The organism is Streptomyces sp. f51 (genome assembly GCF_037940415.1).
Lineage (GTDB): Bacteria > Actinomycetota > Actinomycetes > Streptomycetales > Streptomycetaceae > Streptomyces.
This window is the reverse complement of sequence record NZ_CP149798.1, coordinates 4,839,849-4,855,632: the sequence shown is the minus strand read 5'-3', so window position 1 is coordinate 4,855,632 and position 15,784 is coordinate 4,839,849. Positions and strand designations below refer to the sequence as shown.

Below are 15,784 nucleotides of genomic sequence, written 5' to 3'. Positions count from 1 at the left end.
GGCGTACCTGTCCGTCCGGAACTGTCCCGGGGCTTCCGGCTTCGTGTGCGGCGAGGGTTTTCCATGATGTTTGCCGTCCGGAGCTGCGACGTCGTGCTCGACTGTGAGGTTCGTGTCACTCGCGGGCCCCGGTGCCCGCGGCCCTCAGCCGCCGTCCGCCGAACCGAGGACGAGGGTGATCGTCCGGTCCGCGCCGCCCCGCCTCACGGTCAGCCGGAGGCGGTCGCCCGGCCGGTGGGCGCGGGTCCTGACGATGAGTTCCTCGCCCGAGTGGACCCGGGTGCCGTCGACCTCGGTGATGACGTCGCCGGCCCTGACGCCCGCCTTCGCGCCGGGCCCCCCGGCGGCGACGGCGGGACCGCCGCCGGCCGCCTTGGCACCGACCCGCGCCCCGTCGCCCGCGTAGTTCATGTCGAGCGTGACACCGATCACGGGGTGGGTGGCCCGGCCCGTGTTGATCAGCTCTTCGGCGACGCGCTTGGCCTGGTTGACCGGGATGGCGAAGCCGAGCCCGATGGAACCGGCCTGGCCGGTCTCCAGGTCGGAGCCGCCGTCGGCGGAACGGATGGCGCTGTTGATGCCGATGACACGGGCCCGGGAGTCGAGCAGGGGCCCGCCCGAGTTGCCAGGGTTGATCGGCGCGTCGGTCTGGAGGGCGTCCACGTACGAGACGTCGCTGCCGTCGCCCTTCTCGCCGCCCGCCGTGATGGGCCTCTCCTTGGCGCTGATGATCCCGGAGGTGACCGTGTTGGCGAGGTCGAAGGGCGCGCCGATGGCGACGACGGGGTCGCCGACCTGGACGCTGTCGGAGTTGCCGAGCGGCATCGGGGCCAGACCGTGGACTCCCGAGACCTTGACGACGGCGAGGTCGTAGCCGCTGTCGTGCCCGACGACCCTGGCCCTCGCGGTCTGACCGCCGCTGAACGTCACGGTGATCGTGCCGCTGCCGCCGGCGGGCCGGATCACGTGGTTGTTGGTGAGGATGTGTCCCTCGCCGTCGAGCACGAACCCGGTGCCGGTGCCGTCCTCCTCGCTGCCGTGCACATGGAGGGTGACGACGCTGGGCAGGGCGTGCGCGGCGATCCCGGCGACACTGTCCGGGGCGCGCCCCGGGGCCTCCTTGGCGGCCTGCGGCAGCTCGATGTCCGTCAGTCCCCCGTTCCGCTCCAGATACGCCCCCACGGCGCCGCCGACGCCCCCGGACACCAGGGCGAGGGCGACGGCGCCGAGCACCAGGGCTCGGCGCGCCCTGCCGCGCCGCTGCGCGGCGGTGGGCACCGCGACCCCGTTCTGCTGGAAGGGCCCGCTCCCGGGGGGCGGGCCGTCGTGCCGCGCGGATCCGGGCGTGGCCCAGGGGTCGTAGTTCCGCCAGGGATCGGGGGTCACGTCCTCGACGGGCTCGGCCTGCTCGACGGAGTCGGCGGGTGCGACGTACGCGGCGGACTCGGCCGGGGCGGAAGCCGCGGGGTCGGAAGCCGCGGGGTCGGCGAGGAGCTCGGACATGGGGGATATCGGCTCCGGGGTCCCCGAGGACTGCCCGGGCTCAGGTTCCGGTCCCTGTTCCGGTGCGCGGGGCGGGGGCAGGGCGGTGGGGTGCGCGGAATCCGGCGCGGGATCCGGTTCCGTGGGGTGTGCCGGTGCGGTGTCCGCGCCCGTGCCCGAGGGCCGGGGTCGACTCCACCACTTCGCCTTCGTGGGCCTGCCCTCGTTCATGCTCTCCCCACACCCGGCCCGCGGCACAGCTCGCCGACGGCCACCACAGACTGGTCGATTCCGCGTCCGTGATCCCTCCCGCGGACGCGGCCCACCCCGGATTCAACCAGGTTCGCGGGCCGCGGCGCAGAGGGTGGTGTCAGTGAACGTCTCGCGGGGTGGGGGACGAGGAGGACGTGGGGGACGGTGTGACGGCGGGGTCGGCGAGCAGACCCGGATGCGGGGTCAGCGCGAGCGGCTGGGTGTCGGTGAGCGGACGTATCAGCGGGGACATCGCGGCGGCGCCGGCGACCACCGGGGTCGTCAGCGTGTGCACGGCGTCCTGGCCGCGGCCCGCCGGAGGGGGAACCCCGGGCAGCAGCGGGGCGGACACGCTCGTCGGTGCGACCGGACCGCTGCCGAGCGACCGCTCGCCCTGGGCGAGCAGCGGTCCGGTGGAGCGGCGGCGCTGCGACTCGGGAGTCGAGGTCGCTCCCGTGCCCTGGGTCCGTGACGGTGTCACGTTGCTCCCGGCGCCGCGCGCGTCCGTGTCCCCGGGCATGCCGGTGGTCACCCCGCCGAGCGCGACGGCCGCGAGTGACACCGCGCCCGCGGCGACGAAGGCGAACCGCAGCCCGCGCGACGCGGACCGCTCCGCCTCGTGGCGGCTGACGTCGTGGATGCGGAAGCCGCGGCCCGCGGAGGGGGGCAGCACGTCGGTGTGCGGTCCGGCCGGAACGTATCCGAAGGGCTCGCCGCGCATTCCGAAGACACCGGGCAGTCCGGTGCCCGCGGAGCCGCCGTGCAGTCCGCCGCCGAAGCTGCCTCCGTTCAGCCGCGGGCTGTCGGAGTCGCCTCCCCCGGGGAGTCCCTGGAGGCGGGCGAGGAAGCTCTCGGAGGGCGGCGGCGGGGCCATCTCCGCGAAGACGTTCTTCAGTCGGCGCTGGGCGTCGGCCTCGGCCTTGCACTTGGCGCAGGTGGCGAGGTGGGCCAGGACGCGGTCGCGCGACTCATGGCCGAGCTCTCCGTCCACCAGGGCGGAGAGTCGGTCCCCGAGGTGCTGCTCGGCAGGGGTGGGACGGGTTCCACTCACGCGGTCGCGCCTCCTCCCCCCAGCACGGGCACACGGGCCGCGAACGAGCGACGCTCGGCGCGGGCCTCGGGAGACCGGTGTGCCAGGGCCTTGCGCAGCTGGGAGCGGCCGCGGTGGATACGGGAGCGGACCGTGCCGAGCTTGACGCCCAGCGTCGCGGCGATCTCCTCGTAGGACAGTCCCTCGATGTCGCACAGGACGACGGCGGCGCGGAACTCGGGCGCGAGGGTGTCCAGCGCCTGCTGGACGTCGGCGTCGAAGTGCGCGTCGTTGAAGACCTGCTGCGGGGAGGGCTCGCGGCTGGGCAGCCGCTCGGCCGCGTCGTCGCCGAGGGCGTCGAAGCGGATGCGCTGCTTGCGGCGCACCATGTCGAGGAAGAGGTTCGTGGTGATGCGGTGGAGCCAGCCCTCGAAGGTGCCGGGCGTGTAGGTCGACAGCGAGCGGAAGACGCGGACGAAGACCTCCTGGGTGAGGTCCTCCGCGTCGTGCTGGTTGCCCGTGAGGCGGTAGGCGAGACGGTAGACGCGACCGCTGTGCGTGCTGACGATCTCCTCCCACGTCGGGGGAGTCCACGCCTGCGACTCCGCGTCGGTGGTGAACGTCGCGGTCTGCGCCGGGGCAGCAACGGGGAGCTGGTCAGCGTTGTCGGTCACGGATTTCGGCTCACCCGTCGATCTGAGCAGGCGCCGAAGCACCCCTCCCCGATCCACAGGCGCAGCCGCACCTCCCCTGTCGGCTCTGGTGGTGTCCAGTGGAGCCCCTACCATAGCCACCTCGCCCGTTAGCTCCGGATAAGCGGTTTTACGCGAATTTGATACGGGCTCATATGGGTGCGCCGACGTCCGTCCTCGGCCCCGCTCCGTGTACCGGCCCATCGTCTTCCCCCCGCTCGGATCTCCCATCCCCTTAAACGCCCGGTCCCATCCGCAGGTTCCCAGCACCAACGGATACAGTCACGCCCAGGCAATCACGGGGACAGGAGAGGGTCATTACCGGCAACCGGCAGACGAGCTGGGCGGCGTTCGCCGACGCCTTTGTCGCCGAGGACGAGGCGCTGCGCTGGGCCCGGGACCGGGCCCACGAGGCCGGCCTGCGCTCGGTGACGCCCGGCACGGGCGCCGCGCTGCGTCTTCTCGCCGCCACCGTGGACGCGAAGGCGGTCGCCGAGATAGGTACCGGGACCGGCGTCTCCGGAATTCATCTTCTGCACGGCATGCGGCCGGACGGGGTACTGACCACGGTGGATCCGGAGCCGGAGCGCCAGCAGTTCGCCCGCCAGGCCTTCCGCGCCGCCGGTTTCGCCAGCAATCGCGCGCGCTTCATCCCGGGCCGCGCGCTGGACGTCCTGCCCCGTCTCGCGGACGCGGGATACGACCTCGTGTTCTGCGACGGCGACCGGCTGGAGAGCCTGGACTACCTCGCTGAATCGTTGCGCCTGCTGCGTCCGGGCGGGCTCGTCGCCTTCGAGGGCGTCTTCGCCGACGGCCGCACCGTGGACTCGGGACCGCAGCCGGTCGAGGTGAGCCGGCTGCGCGAACTGCTGCGCGCGGTACGTGAGAGCCAGGAGCTGGTGCCGTCGCTGCTGCCGGTGGGCGACGGCCTGCTGTGCGCGGTCAAACGCTGACCGCGGCTCCGCCCGCCGCCGTACCCCGCACCCGTCCCGCTTCCCGTCGCACGCCCCTGACCAGGGCATACATCCTTCCCGGCCGCTGCCGGGCGGGCGGCGCCCTCGTCGCGTGCGCCGGAAACACAACTTCCCCGGCACCAGGTACGGTGCCGGGGAAGCCGAAAGAGGTAGGGGTCGCGTTCCGCGTCAGCCGACGACCTTCTTGAGGGCGTCGCCGAGCGCGTCGGCCTCGTCAGGGGTCAGCTCGACGACGAGCCGACCGCCGCCTTCGAGCGGAACGCGCATGACGATGCCCCGCCCCTCCTTGGTCACCTCGAGCGGGCCATCGCCCGTCCGCGGCTTCATGGCCGCCATGCTCGTTCCCCTTCCTGAAACCAGCTCATCGTCGCCGACGGCCCCCTCGGAGGGCACGCGCGTCCCCTCATAGGACACACGTCACCGGCATCGAACACATTGCTTCCAGGCCATTATCTCGCATCTCAGGACCCGATGACCAACATCAGTCGGCATCGCTTGCGCAACGCGCTTGAGCAAAACCACCCAATTCGGCGATGTGGCTGCGATACTTCGCCGCCGCATCGCCTTCCATGGTCCGGAATTCTTTGATGCAGGTCACATGTAAGCACCGCGCCACCGTCGGTGATCTCCGCCATGCTGTCATCGGACACTGGACGTACCGGCCGGTACGACGAGCCGCGACCCCCGGAAGGGACCCACCATGGCCGACACCGTGCTCTACGAGGTGAGCGACGGACTCGCGACGATCACGCTCAACCGCCCCGAGGCGATGAACGCGATGAACATCGAGACCAAGGTCGCCTTCCGGGACGCGGCGCAGGCCGCCGCCGACGACGACGCGGTCCGGGCGATCCTGCTGACCGCGGCCGGCGACCGTGCGTTCTGCGTGGGCCAGGACCTCAAGGAGCACATCGGGCTGCTGGCCGCCGACCGGGAGTCGGGGTCGGGCGGGACGATGCGGACCGTGCGCGAGCACTACAACCCCATCGTGCGGGCGCTGACCGGCGCCGCGAAGCCGGTGGTGGCCGGGGTCAACGGCGTGGCGGCCGGTGCCGGATTCGGTTTCGCGCTGGCCGCCGACTACCGCGTCGTCGCCGACACCGCCGCCTTCAACACGTCCTTCGCCAATGTCGCGCTGACCGCCGACTCGGGGATCTCCTGGACGCTGCCCCGGGTGGTCGGCCCGAGCCGTGCCACCGATCTGCTGCTCTTCCCGCGCAGCATCAGCGCCCAGGAGGCGTACGAGCTGGGCATCGCCAACCGGCTGGTCCCGGCCGCCGAGCTGCGGGCCGAGGCGGAGAAGGTGGCGCGGGCGCTGGCCTCCGGGCCGACGCTCGCGTACGCCGCGCTGAAGAAGTCCGTCGCCTTCGGGCTCACCCACTCGCTGGAGGAGACCCTGGAGAAGGAGGACGAGCTCCAGGGGCTGGCCGGGGCGTCGGAGGACCACACCATCGCGGTCCAGGCCTTCGTGAACAAGGAGAAGCCCAAGTACCTGGGGCGCTGACCGTCCCGGGCGCGTCCGCCGCGGTCCGCGGCGGACGTGCCTCGCCCCCTCAGGGGCACCCGCGTCATCGGGCGTCGCGCGCCACGCAGTCCGCCAGATGGTCGTTCACCAGGCCGCAGGCCTGCATCAGCGCGTACGCCGTCGTCGGGCCCACGAAGCGGATGCCGCGCTTCTTGAGCGCCTTGGACAGAGCGGTCGACTCGTCGGTGACGGCCGGTACGTCGGAGAGCTTCTCGGGGGCCGGACGGGTGGCCAGGTCGGGGGCGAAGGACCAGATGAGCTCGTCCAGCTCGCCCGGGGCCCACTCGGCCAGCACGCGCGCGTTGGCGACGGTCGCCCGGATCTTGGCGCCGTTGCGGATGATCCCCGGGTCCGCGAGCAGGCGTTCCTCGTCGGCCTCCGTGTAGGCCGCGACCTTGGCGATCTCGAAGCCGGAGAAGGCCGCGCGGAAGCCGGGGCGGCGGCGCAGGATGGTGATCCAGGACAGCCCGGACTGGAAGGCCTCCAGGCACAGCCGCTCGTACAGGGCGTCGTCGCCGTGGACCGCCCGGCCCCACTCCTCGTCGTGGTAGGCCACGTAGTCCTCGGTGGACAGCGCCCAGGGGCAGCGCAGCGCGCCGTCGGCTCCGGCCAGCGCCTCGCTCACTGCTCACCCTCGGCGTGCTTGCGCAGCGAGGTCGTGGCGCTCGCCGCGCGGGCACCGGCGAGAGCGGCCTCCAGGTCGGCGATCCGGGCGTCCCGCTCGCCGATCTCGGCGCCCAGCCGGCCGAGCGCGTCGTCGACGTCCGCCATGCGGTAGCCGCGCACGGTGACGGCGAACCGCAGGGCGTCCACGTCACCCTTGTGGACCGGGCGGTCGTACGGCAGGGGATCGCGCAGCCGCTCGGGTTCGGCGTCGGGAAGGGGCGTGCTGTCGCCGCCGCCCACCACGGACAGGGTCACCGCGGCGACCACGACGGCGAGGGCGACGACCAGGAACAAGAACATGAACATCGCTGAGGTCCCCACGCTCTGGTGCCGGCGCGGTCGCGTCGGCGCGAAACTACTGGTGCTGACGAAAGCAGTCTGACGCTGGAAGTGTCAGGCTCCGATCGTGCCATGCGAGTCTGACAGTTAAGGTCGCAGGCGGCTTATCGGTGCGACTTACTGGGAGAGGTCACAGGGGATGCTCAGGCTGGGCAGGCGCGAATTCGAGGCGCACGAGCCGGTGATCATGGCGATCGTGAACCGGACCCCGGACTCCTTCTACGACCAGGGGGCCACCTTCCGCGACGAGCCCGCCCTCGCGCGCGTGGAGCAGGCGGTGTCCGAGGGCGCCGCCATCATCGACATCGGCGGGGTCAAGGCGGGACCGGGCGAGGAGGTCACCGCCGAGGAGGAGGCGCGCCGGACGGTCGGCTTCGTCGCCGAGGTGCGCCGCCGCTTCCCCGATGTGGTCATCAGCGTCGACACCTGGCGGCACGAGGTCGGCGAGGCGGTCTGCGAGGCCGGCGCCGACCTGCTCAACGACGCCTGGGGCGGGGTCGATCCGCGGCTGGCCGAGGTGGCCGCCCGGTACGGGGTGGGGCTGGTGTGCACGCACGCCGGGGAGTCCGAGCCGCGCACGCGCCCGCACCGGGTCGCCTACGAGGACGTGATGGCCGACATCCTGCGGGTCACGCTCGGCCTCGCGGAGCGCGCGGTCGCCCTCGGGGTGCCCCGTGAGTCGGTACTCATCGATCCCGGGCACGACTTCGGGAAGAACACCCGGCACAGCCTGGAGGCGACACGGCGGCTCGGGGAGATGGTCTCCACCGGGTGGCCGGTTCTCGTCTCCCTCTCCAACAAGGACTTCGTCGGCGAGACGCTGGACAGGCCGGTCAAGGAGCGGGTGGTCGGAACGCTGGCGACCACCGCGGTCTCGGCGTGGCTCGGGGCCCAGGTGTACCGCGTCCACGAGGTCGCCGAGACCCGTCAGGTGCTGGACATGGTGGCGTCGATCGCCGGGCATAGGCCGCCGGCGGTGGCCAGGCGCGGACTGGCGTAGCGGACGGGACGCGCGGGGGACGCGGCCGCGCGCGGGGCGCGGGAGGCGCCGGCTCCGCGGCCCCTCCCGTACCCCCGTCGCCTCCCGGGCCGCCGGCTAGCGGCCGGCCTCCTTCGACACCAGTGCCACCGCTTCGTCCACGTCGTCGGTCACGTGGAACAGCATCATGTCCTTCTCCGCCGCCTTGCCCTGGGCGACGAGGGTGTTCCTGAGCCAGTCCACGAGGCCGCCCCAGTACTCCGTGCCGAACAGCACGATGGGGAAGCGGGTGACCTTCTGCGTCTGGACCAGGGTGAGCGCCTCGAAGAGCTCGTCCAGGGTGCCGAGGCCGCCGGGCAGCACCACGAACCCCTGGGCGTACTTGACGAACATCATCTTCCGGACGAAGAAGTAGCGGAAGTTCAGGCCGATGTCGACGTACGCGTTCAGCCCCTGCTCGAAGGGGAGCTCGATGCCGAGGCCGACGGAGATGCCCTTCGCCTCCAGGGCGCCCTTGTTGGCGGCCTCCATGGCACCGGGCCCGCCACCGGTGATCACCGCGAACCCGGCCTCGACCAGTCCCCGGCCGAGGGCGACACCCGCCTCGTACTCGGGCGAGTCGACCGGCGTCCGCGCCGAGCCGAACACGCTGATCGCGGCCGGGAGTTCGGCCAGCGTCCCGAAGCCTTCGATGAACTCCGACTGGATGCGCAGCACCCGCCAGGGATCGGTGTGCACCCAGTCCGAGGGACCGCCCGCATCCAAGAGCCGCTGATCGGTGGTGCTCGCCTGCACCTGGTCCCGCCTGCGCAGCACCGGGCCCAGCCGCTGCTCCTCCGGTGGCCGCTTCTTGCCCCTCGGGTCTCCAGTAGCCATGTCCACTCCCTCCGCGTACGGATCTCCCCCGCTCCGGCCGAAGTCGTCGCGGGGGAAGGTCGTTCCGCCCCAGCGTAGATCTCCGCTGGTTACGGCGGGGGGACGTCGGCATGTCCGCCGTGGACAGCCGACGGGTACACGGTCCGCCTCAGGCGGTGAGCCAGGCGCGCAGCCGCTCCTCGCCCGCGAGGATCTTGGCCGTTTCCACGCGCTCGTCCCGCTTGTGCGCCAGGTGGGGATTGCCGGGGCCGTAGTTGACCGCCGGAATGCCGAGCCGGCTGAAGAGCGAGACGTCCGTCCAGCCGTACTTGGGCTGCGGGGTGCCCCCCACCGCCTCGATGAAGGCGGCGGCGGCCGGGTGGGACAGGCCGGGCAGGGCCGCGCCGCTGTGGTCGTCGATCACGAACTCCTCGACGCCGCAGTCCGCGAAGACCTCGCGGACGTGCTCGATCGCCTCCTCCTCGGAGCGGTCGGGCGCGTAGCGGAAGTTGACGGTGACGACGCACTCGTCGGGGATGACGTTTCCGGCGACCCCGCCCGAGATGTTCACCGCGTTCAGACCCTCGCGGTACTCGAGACCGTCGATCACCGGGTGGCGCGGCTCGTAGGCGGCGAGCGCGGCGAGGATCGGGGAGGCCGCGTGGATCGCGTTGGAGCCCATCCAGCCGCGGGCGGAGTGGGCCCGCTCCCCCTTGGTCTTCAGCAGGACCCGCAGCGTGCCCTGGCAGCCGCCCTCGACCTGCCCGTCGGAGGGCTCCAGGAGAACCGCGAAATCGCCCCGCAGCCACTCGGGACGGGCCTCCGACACGTGCTTGAGCCCGTTCAGATGGGCGGCGACCTCTTCGTTGTCGTAGAAGACGAAGGTGAGGTCGCGGTTGGGTTCGGGGACGGTGGCCGCGATACGGAGCTGGACGGCGACGCCCGACTTCATGTCGCAGGTGCCGCAGCCCCACAGGACGCCGTTCTCGTCGAGGCGGGAGGGCACGTTGCCCGCGATCGGCACGGTGTCGATGTGACCGGCCAGCACGACCCGCTCGGCGCGGCCGAGGTCCGTGCGCGCCACGACGTTGTTGCCGTACCGGTCGACGGTCAGGTGCGGCAGGGCGCGCAGGGCCGTCTCGACGGCGTCCGCGAGCGGCTTCTCGGTGCCGCTCTCCGAGCGGAAGTCGACGAGCCACGCGGTGAGACCGGCTGCGTCGAGGGTGAGGTCAAGGGGGGTGTCGGCCATGGCGTCGACCCTAGCGCGCCGCGTCCGGGCGTACCGAAAGCAGCCGGATGCGGTCGTATCCACCGGACGCGCGCGCGTTGTCCACACCCCGGGATCGGCCCACAGCGCTCTCCAGTACCTTGTACGCGTGTCTGAGCCGTCCCCCACTCCAGTCCGGCGCCGCCGCGGGCGCCTCCTGCGTTTCGCGGGGGCCCTCGTGGTCCTGCTCGCGGTCGCGGGCTACCTCGGCGTCCAGTACCTCACGGGCGGCGTGGGCGCGCCCCGGTGCAAGGTCGTCTCCGGCAACGCCGACGGCGCGTCGTACGAGTTCACCCCCGAGCAGGCGGTGAACGCGGCCACGATCTCGGCGGTCGGCACCTCCCGCGGGATGCCCGAGCGGGCGGTCGCCATCGCGCTGGCGACGGCGCTCCAGGAGTCGGGGCTGCGCAACATCCAGCACGGCGACCGGGACTCCCTCGGCCTGTTCCAGCAGCGTCCGTCGCAGGGCTGGGGCACCGAGAAGCAGATCATGGACCCGACGTACGCGGCGGGCGTCTTCTACGAACACCTGGCGAAGGTGCCCGGGTACTCGCGGCTGCCGCTCACCGTCGCCGCGCAGCGGGTGCAGCACAGCGGCTTCCCCCAGGCGTACGCGAAGCACGAGCCGGACGCCACCCTGCTCGCCGCCGCCCTGACCGGCCGCGCGGCGGCCACCCTGACCTGTCAGGGACGGCCGGCCGCGACCACTCCGGCGGGCGGCCCGGCGCCGGTGCGCGCCGCGCTCGCGCGGGACTTCGGACGCGATGTGCTCCAGGAGGCGGGTGCCACCGTGGACGCCGCGGGTTCCTCGGCGGCACCCGTGTCGCCGGCCTCGGACTCCCCCGTGGCCCCGGCCTCGTCGGCGTCCCCGGCCGCCCCCGCCGCCACGGAGGCCGACCGGACCGTGACCGTCCCCGTGCGCGGGGAGGGATCCGCGACCGGGGCCGGGACCGGCACGCTGCGCCGCGGCTGGGAGCTGGCGCACTGGGCCGTGGCCAACTCCTCGGTCCTGCACATCGACCGGGTGTCGTACGCGGGCCGCGAGTGGACCGCGGGCACCGCGGAGGGCTCGTGGCGCACGGCCGACGACAAGAGCGGTCCGGGGGCCGGCGAGGCCGCGGCCGAGGTCAGGATCGTGACGGGGCAGTAGCGTGACCGGGCAGTAGTGCGGGGGCTCACTCCTGGGGAGGACGCGGGCCCCGGCGGACGGGCCGGGTGCGCGCTTTCGGGTGCTCACCCCCAGGTCCGCGAAAACCCTTGGGAGCAAAGGGCTGCGGCGAGGGCACGGACCCTGTGACCAGGTATTGTTTGCCCGTTTTTATCCACAACCGATAATGCGACGCATTACCAACTCTTTGCGGCGGGCCACCGCAACCTTCGCGGACTTCGAGCGGTAAGGCAGGGCGCTTCCCCGTTCTCTTCCGTCTAAGGAGCACCATGTCCCTCTCCCTGACCCGCCGGATCGCCCGTGTCGCGCTGCTCGTCGCGGCCGGAGCGGCGCCCGTGGTCGGCGCGGCCGGCTCCGCCTGCGCGGCCACCGACCTGCCGGTCACTCCCGGCCTCGGCGGGCTGACCGCCCTGGACGGGGCGAACGTCGGCAACACCGTCGACGGAGCGGCGCACGACGTCACCGGGATCGCCGGCAAGTCCGGCGGCCAGGCGGTCAAGCAGGCCCTCCCGGCCGGCGCCAAGGTCGCCAAGAAGGCCACGCCCGCCGCGCGGAAGGTGGCCGGGGACGCGACCGGCCAGGCCGGGGGCCTCCTCGGTGCCACCACGAAGACCGCGTCCGGCGGCGGACTGCCCACGGACGCCGTGACCAAGGGCGGTCTGCCGACGGGTCAGCTGCCGCTGAAGGGCCTGCCGCTGGGCTAGGGCCCGCCGTTCGGCTCGCGCCTGCGGCCGCGTCCGTACGACGACGGGGGTCAGGGGAACTCGCTTCCCCTGACCCCCGTTCCGCTGTCGCGGGGCCGTGCCGCCGGGCCGGGCCGCGGGACACCGGGTCGTGGTGCCCCTCGCGGGCGCGGCTACCGCAGGCGTTCCACCGCCGCCGCCACCCGCTCGTCCGAGGCGGTCAGGGCCACGCGCACGAACCGCTCGCCCGCCTCGCCGTAGAAGTCGCCGGGTGCCACCAGGATGCCGAGCTCGGCCAGGTGGGCCACCGTGGACCAGCAGGACTCGTCCCGGGTCGCCCAGAGGTACAGGCTCGCCTCGCTGTGCTCGATCCGGAAGCCGTGGTCCAGGAGGGCGTCGCGCAGGGCGGTGCGGCGGGCCGCGTAGCGCTCGCGCTGCTCGCGGACGTGGGTGTCGTCCGCGAGCGCGGCGACCACGGCGGCCTGGGTCGGCGCGGAGGTCATCATGCCGCCGTGCTTGCGGATCGCGAGGAGCTCGCCGAGCACGGCGGGGTCGCCCGCGAGGAACGCGGCGCGGTAGCCGGCCAGGTTCGAGCGCTTGGACAGCGAGTGGACCGAGACGATCCCCTCGTAGGAGCCGCCGCACACGTCGGGGTGCAGCACCGAGACCGGGTCGGCCTCCCAGCCCAGCTCGATGTAGCACTCGTCGGAGAAGACGAGGACGCCGTGCTCACGGGCCCAGGCGACGATCCGGGTGAGCTCCGCGGCGGACAGGACCCGGCCGGTCGGGTTCGACGGCGAGTTCAGCCACAGCAGCTTCAGGCCCGCCGGGTCCAGCTCGGTCGGGTCGTCGTAGACCACGTGCTCCGCACGCGCGAGCCGCGCGCCGACCTCGTACGTCGGGTAGGCGAGGCGCGGGTGGGCGACCTTGTCGCCGGGGCCGAGGCCGAGCTGGGTCGGCAGCCAGGCGACCAGTTCCTTGGAACCGACGACCGGCAGGACGTGACGGTGGGTGACATCCCGCGCACCGAGCCGCCGCTCCACCCAGCCCGTCAGCGCGTCCCGCAGCTCGGGCGTACCCCACACCGTGGGATAGCCGGGCGAGTCCGCGGCCGCGACCAGGGCCTTCTGGATCAGCTCGGGCACCGGGTCGACCGGGGTGCCGACGGACAGATCGACGATGCCGCCCGGGTGAGCGGCGGCCGTCGCCTTGTAGGGCTCCAGCTTGTCCCAGGGGAAGACGGGAAGCCGGTCGGAGACTGCGGACACGGGATCAGGCTCACTTTCTCGTACGTACGCCCCGTACGCACGGGTACGGGCTGCTGCACGGATGCCGCGCGCCGGCACGGCAAATGCCTCGGTCCCGTACAGCGACCGGAAGGATCGGGCCGTACGGGACCGGGGCGACGTTCCGCCGGCTGCCGCTGGGTGGGACCCAGCGAGCCGCCTACTGGTTCTGCGGCGGGAGCGCGGCGACGAAGGGGTGGTCGCGCTCGATCAGCCCGAGCTTGCTGGCGCCGCCGGGCGAGCCGAGCTCGTCGAAGAACTCGACGTTCGCCTTGTAGTAGTCCTTCCACTCCTCCGGAGTGTCGTCCTCGTAGAAGATCGCCTCGACCGGGCACACCGGCTCACAGGCTCCGCAGTCGACGCATTCGTCCGGGTGGATGTACAAGGACCGGGAGCCCTCGTAGATGCAGTCGACCGGGCACTCCTCGATGCACGCCTTGTCCTTGACGTCGACACAAGGCTGCGCGATGACGTAGGTCACGCTGTCGTTCCTCCTCGATAGGGCGCTGGCGGGCCTGTCGTAGGCTCCGCCGCCTGGCGCGCGGGAGCGCGGCTCGTCGATGCCCGCCCCTAGTATCTCCGTTCTTGGGCATGATCCGAACAGGAGGGGTGAACTGACCTGTGGAATTCTCCGCCGCCGGCCGCCTGGAGGTCCGCGTCACGGCTGCTGACGTGGGCAAACGCGTCTCTGTGCGGCGCCTGACCGACAATGGAGACACGGTGGAGAAGTTCACCGATACGGTCGGTGTTCTCACATCATGGGACGACGGTGTGCTGCTGATCACACGACGGACCGGAGAGCGTGTCCGGATCGAGGAATCCTCCCTGGTCGCGGCCAAGGTCGTACCGTCCGCGCCCGCACGGCGGCGCGGCCCCGCGGCGTCCTACGAGGAACTCGCGCGTGTCGCCGCGCGGGCCTGGCCCCCGGTGGACAGCGAACGGCTCGGCGGCTGGGAGCTGCGGGCGGCGGGCGGGTTCACCCGGCGCGCCAACTCCGTGCTGCCGCTGGCCGACCCGGGCGTGCCGCTCGACGAGGCCCTCGCGTACGTACGGCACTGGTACGCGGCCCGTGACCTGCCCGCCTACGTGCAGACCGCCACCGGCGCCGAGGGCACCCAGGAACTGCTGTGCGCGGAGCTGGAGGAGCGCGGCTGGACGCGCGAGGTGAGCGCCGGGCTGTGGACCGGAGCGCTCGCGCCCGTCGCGGACCGGGAGGCACCCGGGGTGACGCTCTCCCGCGCGGCGGACGAGGCGTGGCTCGGCCGCTACCAGCGCAAGGGCGTCGGCGAGACGGCCCTGAAGGTGCTGAGCGGCGGTCCCTCGGTGTGGTTCGCGACGGTGCCCGGCGACCCGGGCGCGGCTCCGGCGGCGATCGGGCGGTGCGTGGTGGACGGCCGCTGGGCCGGCTTCGCCGCCGTGGAGGTCGACCCGGGTCTGCGCCGCCGTGGCCTCGCCACCGCCGTCATGGCCGCGCTGGCGGCCCGTGCCCTGGAGGAGGGCGCCTCGGCTGCGTGGCTCCAGGTGGAGACGGACAACACCGGGGCACGGGAGCTGTACGCCCGGATGGGCTTCGCCCCGCACCACGCGTACCACCACTACCGGGAGCCGTCCGGACCGGTCACGCGGGCGAGCGCCGATGCCGACGCCTCACCGGGGACGGGCGGCGCGCCGGGTGACGCCGGTCCGGCCGGCGAGCCGTATCGATCGACGTGACCGGGCACGAGTGGGCCATGCGGTTCCCTGAGCCACCCGAGCCCGGCCGGGCCGACGAGGTACGGCGGCGGTTCGCCGACGAGGCGCGCGCCGAGCGGCCCGATCTGGCGGAGCTGTGCCTGCTGGTGGGTGCCGCGGCGGACGGGACGCTGGACGACGCCGGGATGGACGCGGCGCAGGTCCTGCTGGACGAGCTGGCGGGCCGGCTGCCCTTCCGTCCGGGCGGCCCGCTGCCGTGGGCGACCGCCCTGGCCGAACTCCTCGGCGGGCGCTGCGGATTCCGGGGCTCGCCGGGCGACTACCAGCGACTGGAGTCCTCGCTGCTGCACGCGGTGCTGCGCCGGCGGCGCGGGCTGCCCATCCTGCTCTCGGTGGTGTGGATGGAGGTGGCGCGGCGGGCCGGGGCCCCGGTCCACGGGGTCGCCCTGCCCGGTCACTTCGTGGTGGGCTTCGGACCGCCCGAGCGGCAGGTGCTCGCCGATCCCTTCGACGGCGGGCGCGTGCTGACCGGCACCGACGCGCAGCTCTTCGTCGCGGGCGCGACCGGCGCCCCGCTCGACCCGTCGATGCTGTCCCCCGCCGATCCGCTGGACGTCGTCCTGCGGGTCCTGAACAACGTCCGGGCCTGGGCCGCCGCACGGCCCGAACGCTCCGACGTGGCGCTGTGGTCCGTGGAACTCTCCCTGCTGCTGCCCTCGCACCCGGCGCGCCTGCGCTACGAGCGGGCTCAACTCCTGGTCCAGCGGGGGGACTTCCTGGCCGGCGCGGCCGAACTCGACGCCTACGCGGACGTGGTGGCGGCGGTCGACGAACCGTCCGCGTCGCGGATCCGAGGCCAGGCCCACGCGGCACGGGCGATGCTCAACTGAGGCG

The 15,784-nt window shown here is 73.0% G+C and carries 17 protein-coding genes; 7 read left to right on the top strand and 10 right to left on the bottom strand.

Annotation, left to right across the window (positions count from 1 at the left end; all coding sequences use genetic code 11):
- Positions 1-144 precede the first annotated feature (144 nt).
- The 3 genes from WJM95_RS21275 to sigE all read right to left on the bottom strand — a co-directional run bounded on the left by WJM95_RS21275 (position 145) and on the right by sigE (position 3,480).
- Positions 145-1,713 carry a trypsin-like peptidase domain-containing protein gene (locus WJM95_RS21275; RefSeq protein ID WP_339131291.1) on the bottom strand — a complete coding sequence of 523 codons (1,569 nt, stop codon included), beginning with the start codon at positions 1,711-1,713 and terminating at the stop codon, positions 145-147.
- A 139-nt stretch (positions 1,714-1,852) separates the two neighbouring features.
- The gene (locus tag WJM95_RS21270; RefSeq protein ID WP_339131289.1) at positions 1,853-2,785 is read right to left on the bottom strand and encodes an anti-sigma factor; all 933 of its coding nucleotides are present in this window, start codon (positions 2,783-2,785) and stop codon (positions 1,853-1,855) included.
- A complete protein-coding gene (sigE, locus tag WJM95_RS21265; protein WP_339131287.1) occupies positions 2,782-3,480 on the bottom strand; it encodes an RNA polymerase sigma factor SigE in 699 nt (232 codons plus the stop codon). The genes WJM95_RS21270 and sigE overlap by 4 nt, the downstream gene beginning before the upstream one ends.
- Positions 3,481-3,707: 227 nt before the next feature.
- Here sigE and WJM95_RS21260 point away from each other — a divergent pair, with 227 nt between their 5' ends.
- Positions 3,708-4,409, top strand: a complete 702-nt coding sequence (locus tag WJM95_RS21260) for an O-methyltransferase (RefSeq protein WP_339135735.1) — start codon at positions 3,708-3,710, stop codon at positions 4,407-4,409.
- 189 nt (positions 4,410-4,598) lie between these two features.
- On the opposite strand, the gene WJM95_RS21255 is transcribed toward WJM95_RS21260, so the two are convergent.
- Complete coding sequence (locus WJM95_RS21255) at positions 4,599-4,766, bottom strand: DUF3117 domain-containing protein (protein ID WP_003966491.1); 168 nt, start codon at positions 4,764-4,766, stop codon at positions 4,599-4,601.
- Between the two features lie 364 nt (positions 4,767-5,130).
- Here WJM95_RS21255 and WJM95_RS21250 point away from each other — a divergent pair, with 364 nt between their 5' ends.
- Entirely contained in the window at positions 5,131-5,934 is an 804-nt protein-coding gene (locus WJM95_RS21250) for an enoyl-CoA hydratase-related protein (RefSeq protein WP_339131286.1), read from the top strand.
- A 64-nt stretch (positions 5,935-5,998) separates the two neighbouring features.
- Here WJM95_RS21250 and WJM95_RS21245 read toward each other — a convergent pair whose 3' ends face one another.
- Together WJM95_RS21245 and WJM95_RS21240 are read right to left on the bottom strand one after the other, a co-directional pair.
- Positions 5,999-6,580 carry a DNA-3-methyladenine glycosylase I gene (locus tag WJM95_RS21245; protein WP_339131285.1) on the bottom strand — a complete coding sequence of 194 codons (582 nt, stop codon included), beginning with the start codon at positions 6,578-6,580 and terminating at the stop codon, positions 5,999-6,001.
- Entirely contained in the window at positions 6,577-6,927 is a 351-nt protein-coding gene (locus WJM95_RS21240) for a DivIVA domain-containing protein (RefSeq protein WP_339131284.1), read from the bottom strand. The genes WJM95_RS21245 and WJM95_RS21240 overlap by 4 nt, the downstream gene beginning before the upstream one ends.
- A 172-nt stretch (positions 6,928-7,099) precedes the next feature.
- Between WJM95_RS21240 and folP the strand changes: the two genes are divergently transcribed.
- A complete protein-coding gene (folP, locus tag WJM95_RS21235) occupies positions 7,100-7,960 on the top strand; it encodes a dihydropteroate synthase (RefSeq protein WP_339131282.1) in 861 nt (286 codons plus the stop codon).
- A 96-nt stretch (positions 7,961-8,056) separates the two neighbouring features.
- Here folP and WJM95_RS21230 read toward each other — a convergent pair whose 3' ends face one another.
- Together WJM95_RS21230 and dapE are read right to left on the bottom strand one after the other, a co-directional pair.
- Positions 8,057-8,815, bottom strand: coding sequence for a TIGR00730 family Rossman fold protein (locus WJM95_RS21230; protein WP_339131281.1), 759 nt, complete (start codon positions 8,813-8,815; stop codon positions 8,057-8,059).
- A 148-nt stretch (positions 8,816-8,963) separates the two neighbouring features.
- Positions 8,964-10,043, bottom strand: coding sequence for a succinyl-diaminopimelate desuccinylase (gene dapE, locus WJM95_RS21225; RefSeq protein WP_339131280.1), 1,080 nt, complete (start codon positions 10,041-10,043; stop codon positions 8,964-8,966).
- Positions 10,044-10,170: 127 nt separating this feature from the next.
- On the opposite strand from dapE, the gene WJM95_RS21220 reads away from it, so the two are divergent.
- Complete coding sequence (locus WJM95_RS21220) at positions 10,171-11,211, top strand: heavy metal transporter (RefSeq protein ID WP_339131278.1); 1,041 nt, start codon at positions 10,171-10,173, stop codon at positions 11,209-11,211.
- A 287-nt stretch (positions 11,212-11,498) separates the two neighbouring features.
- Complete coding sequence (locus WJM95_RS21215; protein ID WP_339131276.1) at positions 11,499-11,933, top strand: ATP-binding protein; 435 nt, start codon at positions 11,499-11,501, stop codon at positions 11,931-11,933.
- A gap of 152 nt (positions 11,934-12,085) precedes the next feature.
- Here WJM95_RS21215 and WJM95_RS21210 read toward each other — a convergent pair whose 3' ends face one another.
- Both WJM95_RS21210 and fdxA read right to left on the bottom strand, forming a co-directional pair.
- Positions 12,086-13,180, bottom strand: coding sequence for a bifunctional succinyldiaminopimelate transaminase/glutamate-prephenate aminotransferase (locus WJM95_RS21210; RefSeq protein WP_339131275.1), 1,095 nt, complete (start codon positions 13,178-13,180; stop codon positions 12,086-12,088).
- A 178-nt stretch (positions 13,181-13,358) separates the two neighbouring features.
- Positions 13,359-13,679, bottom strand: a complete 321-nt coding sequence (fdxA, locus tag WJM95_RS21205) for a ferredoxin (RefSeq protein ID WP_019058397.1) — start codon at positions 13,677-13,679, stop codon at positions 13,359-13,361.
- A 140-nt stretch (positions 13,680-13,819) separates the two neighbouring features.
- On the opposite strand from fdxA, the gene WJM95_RS21200 reads away from it, so the two are divergent.
- Both WJM95_RS21200 and WJM95_RS21195 read left to right on the top strand, forming a co-directional pair.
- Positions 13,820-14,911, top strand: coding sequence for a GNAT family N-acetyltransferase (locus WJM95_RS21200; protein ID WP_339131273.1), 1,092 nt, complete (start codon positions 13,820-13,822; stop codon positions 14,909-14,911).
- Positions 14,912-14,928: 17 nt separating this feature from the next.
- Complete coding sequence (locus tag WJM95_RS21195; protein ID WP_339131272.1) at positions 14,929-15,780, top strand: transglutaminase-like domain-containing protein; 852 nt, start codon at positions 14,929-14,931, stop codon at positions 15,778-15,780.
- Positions 15,781-15,784: the final 4 nt, after the last annotated feature.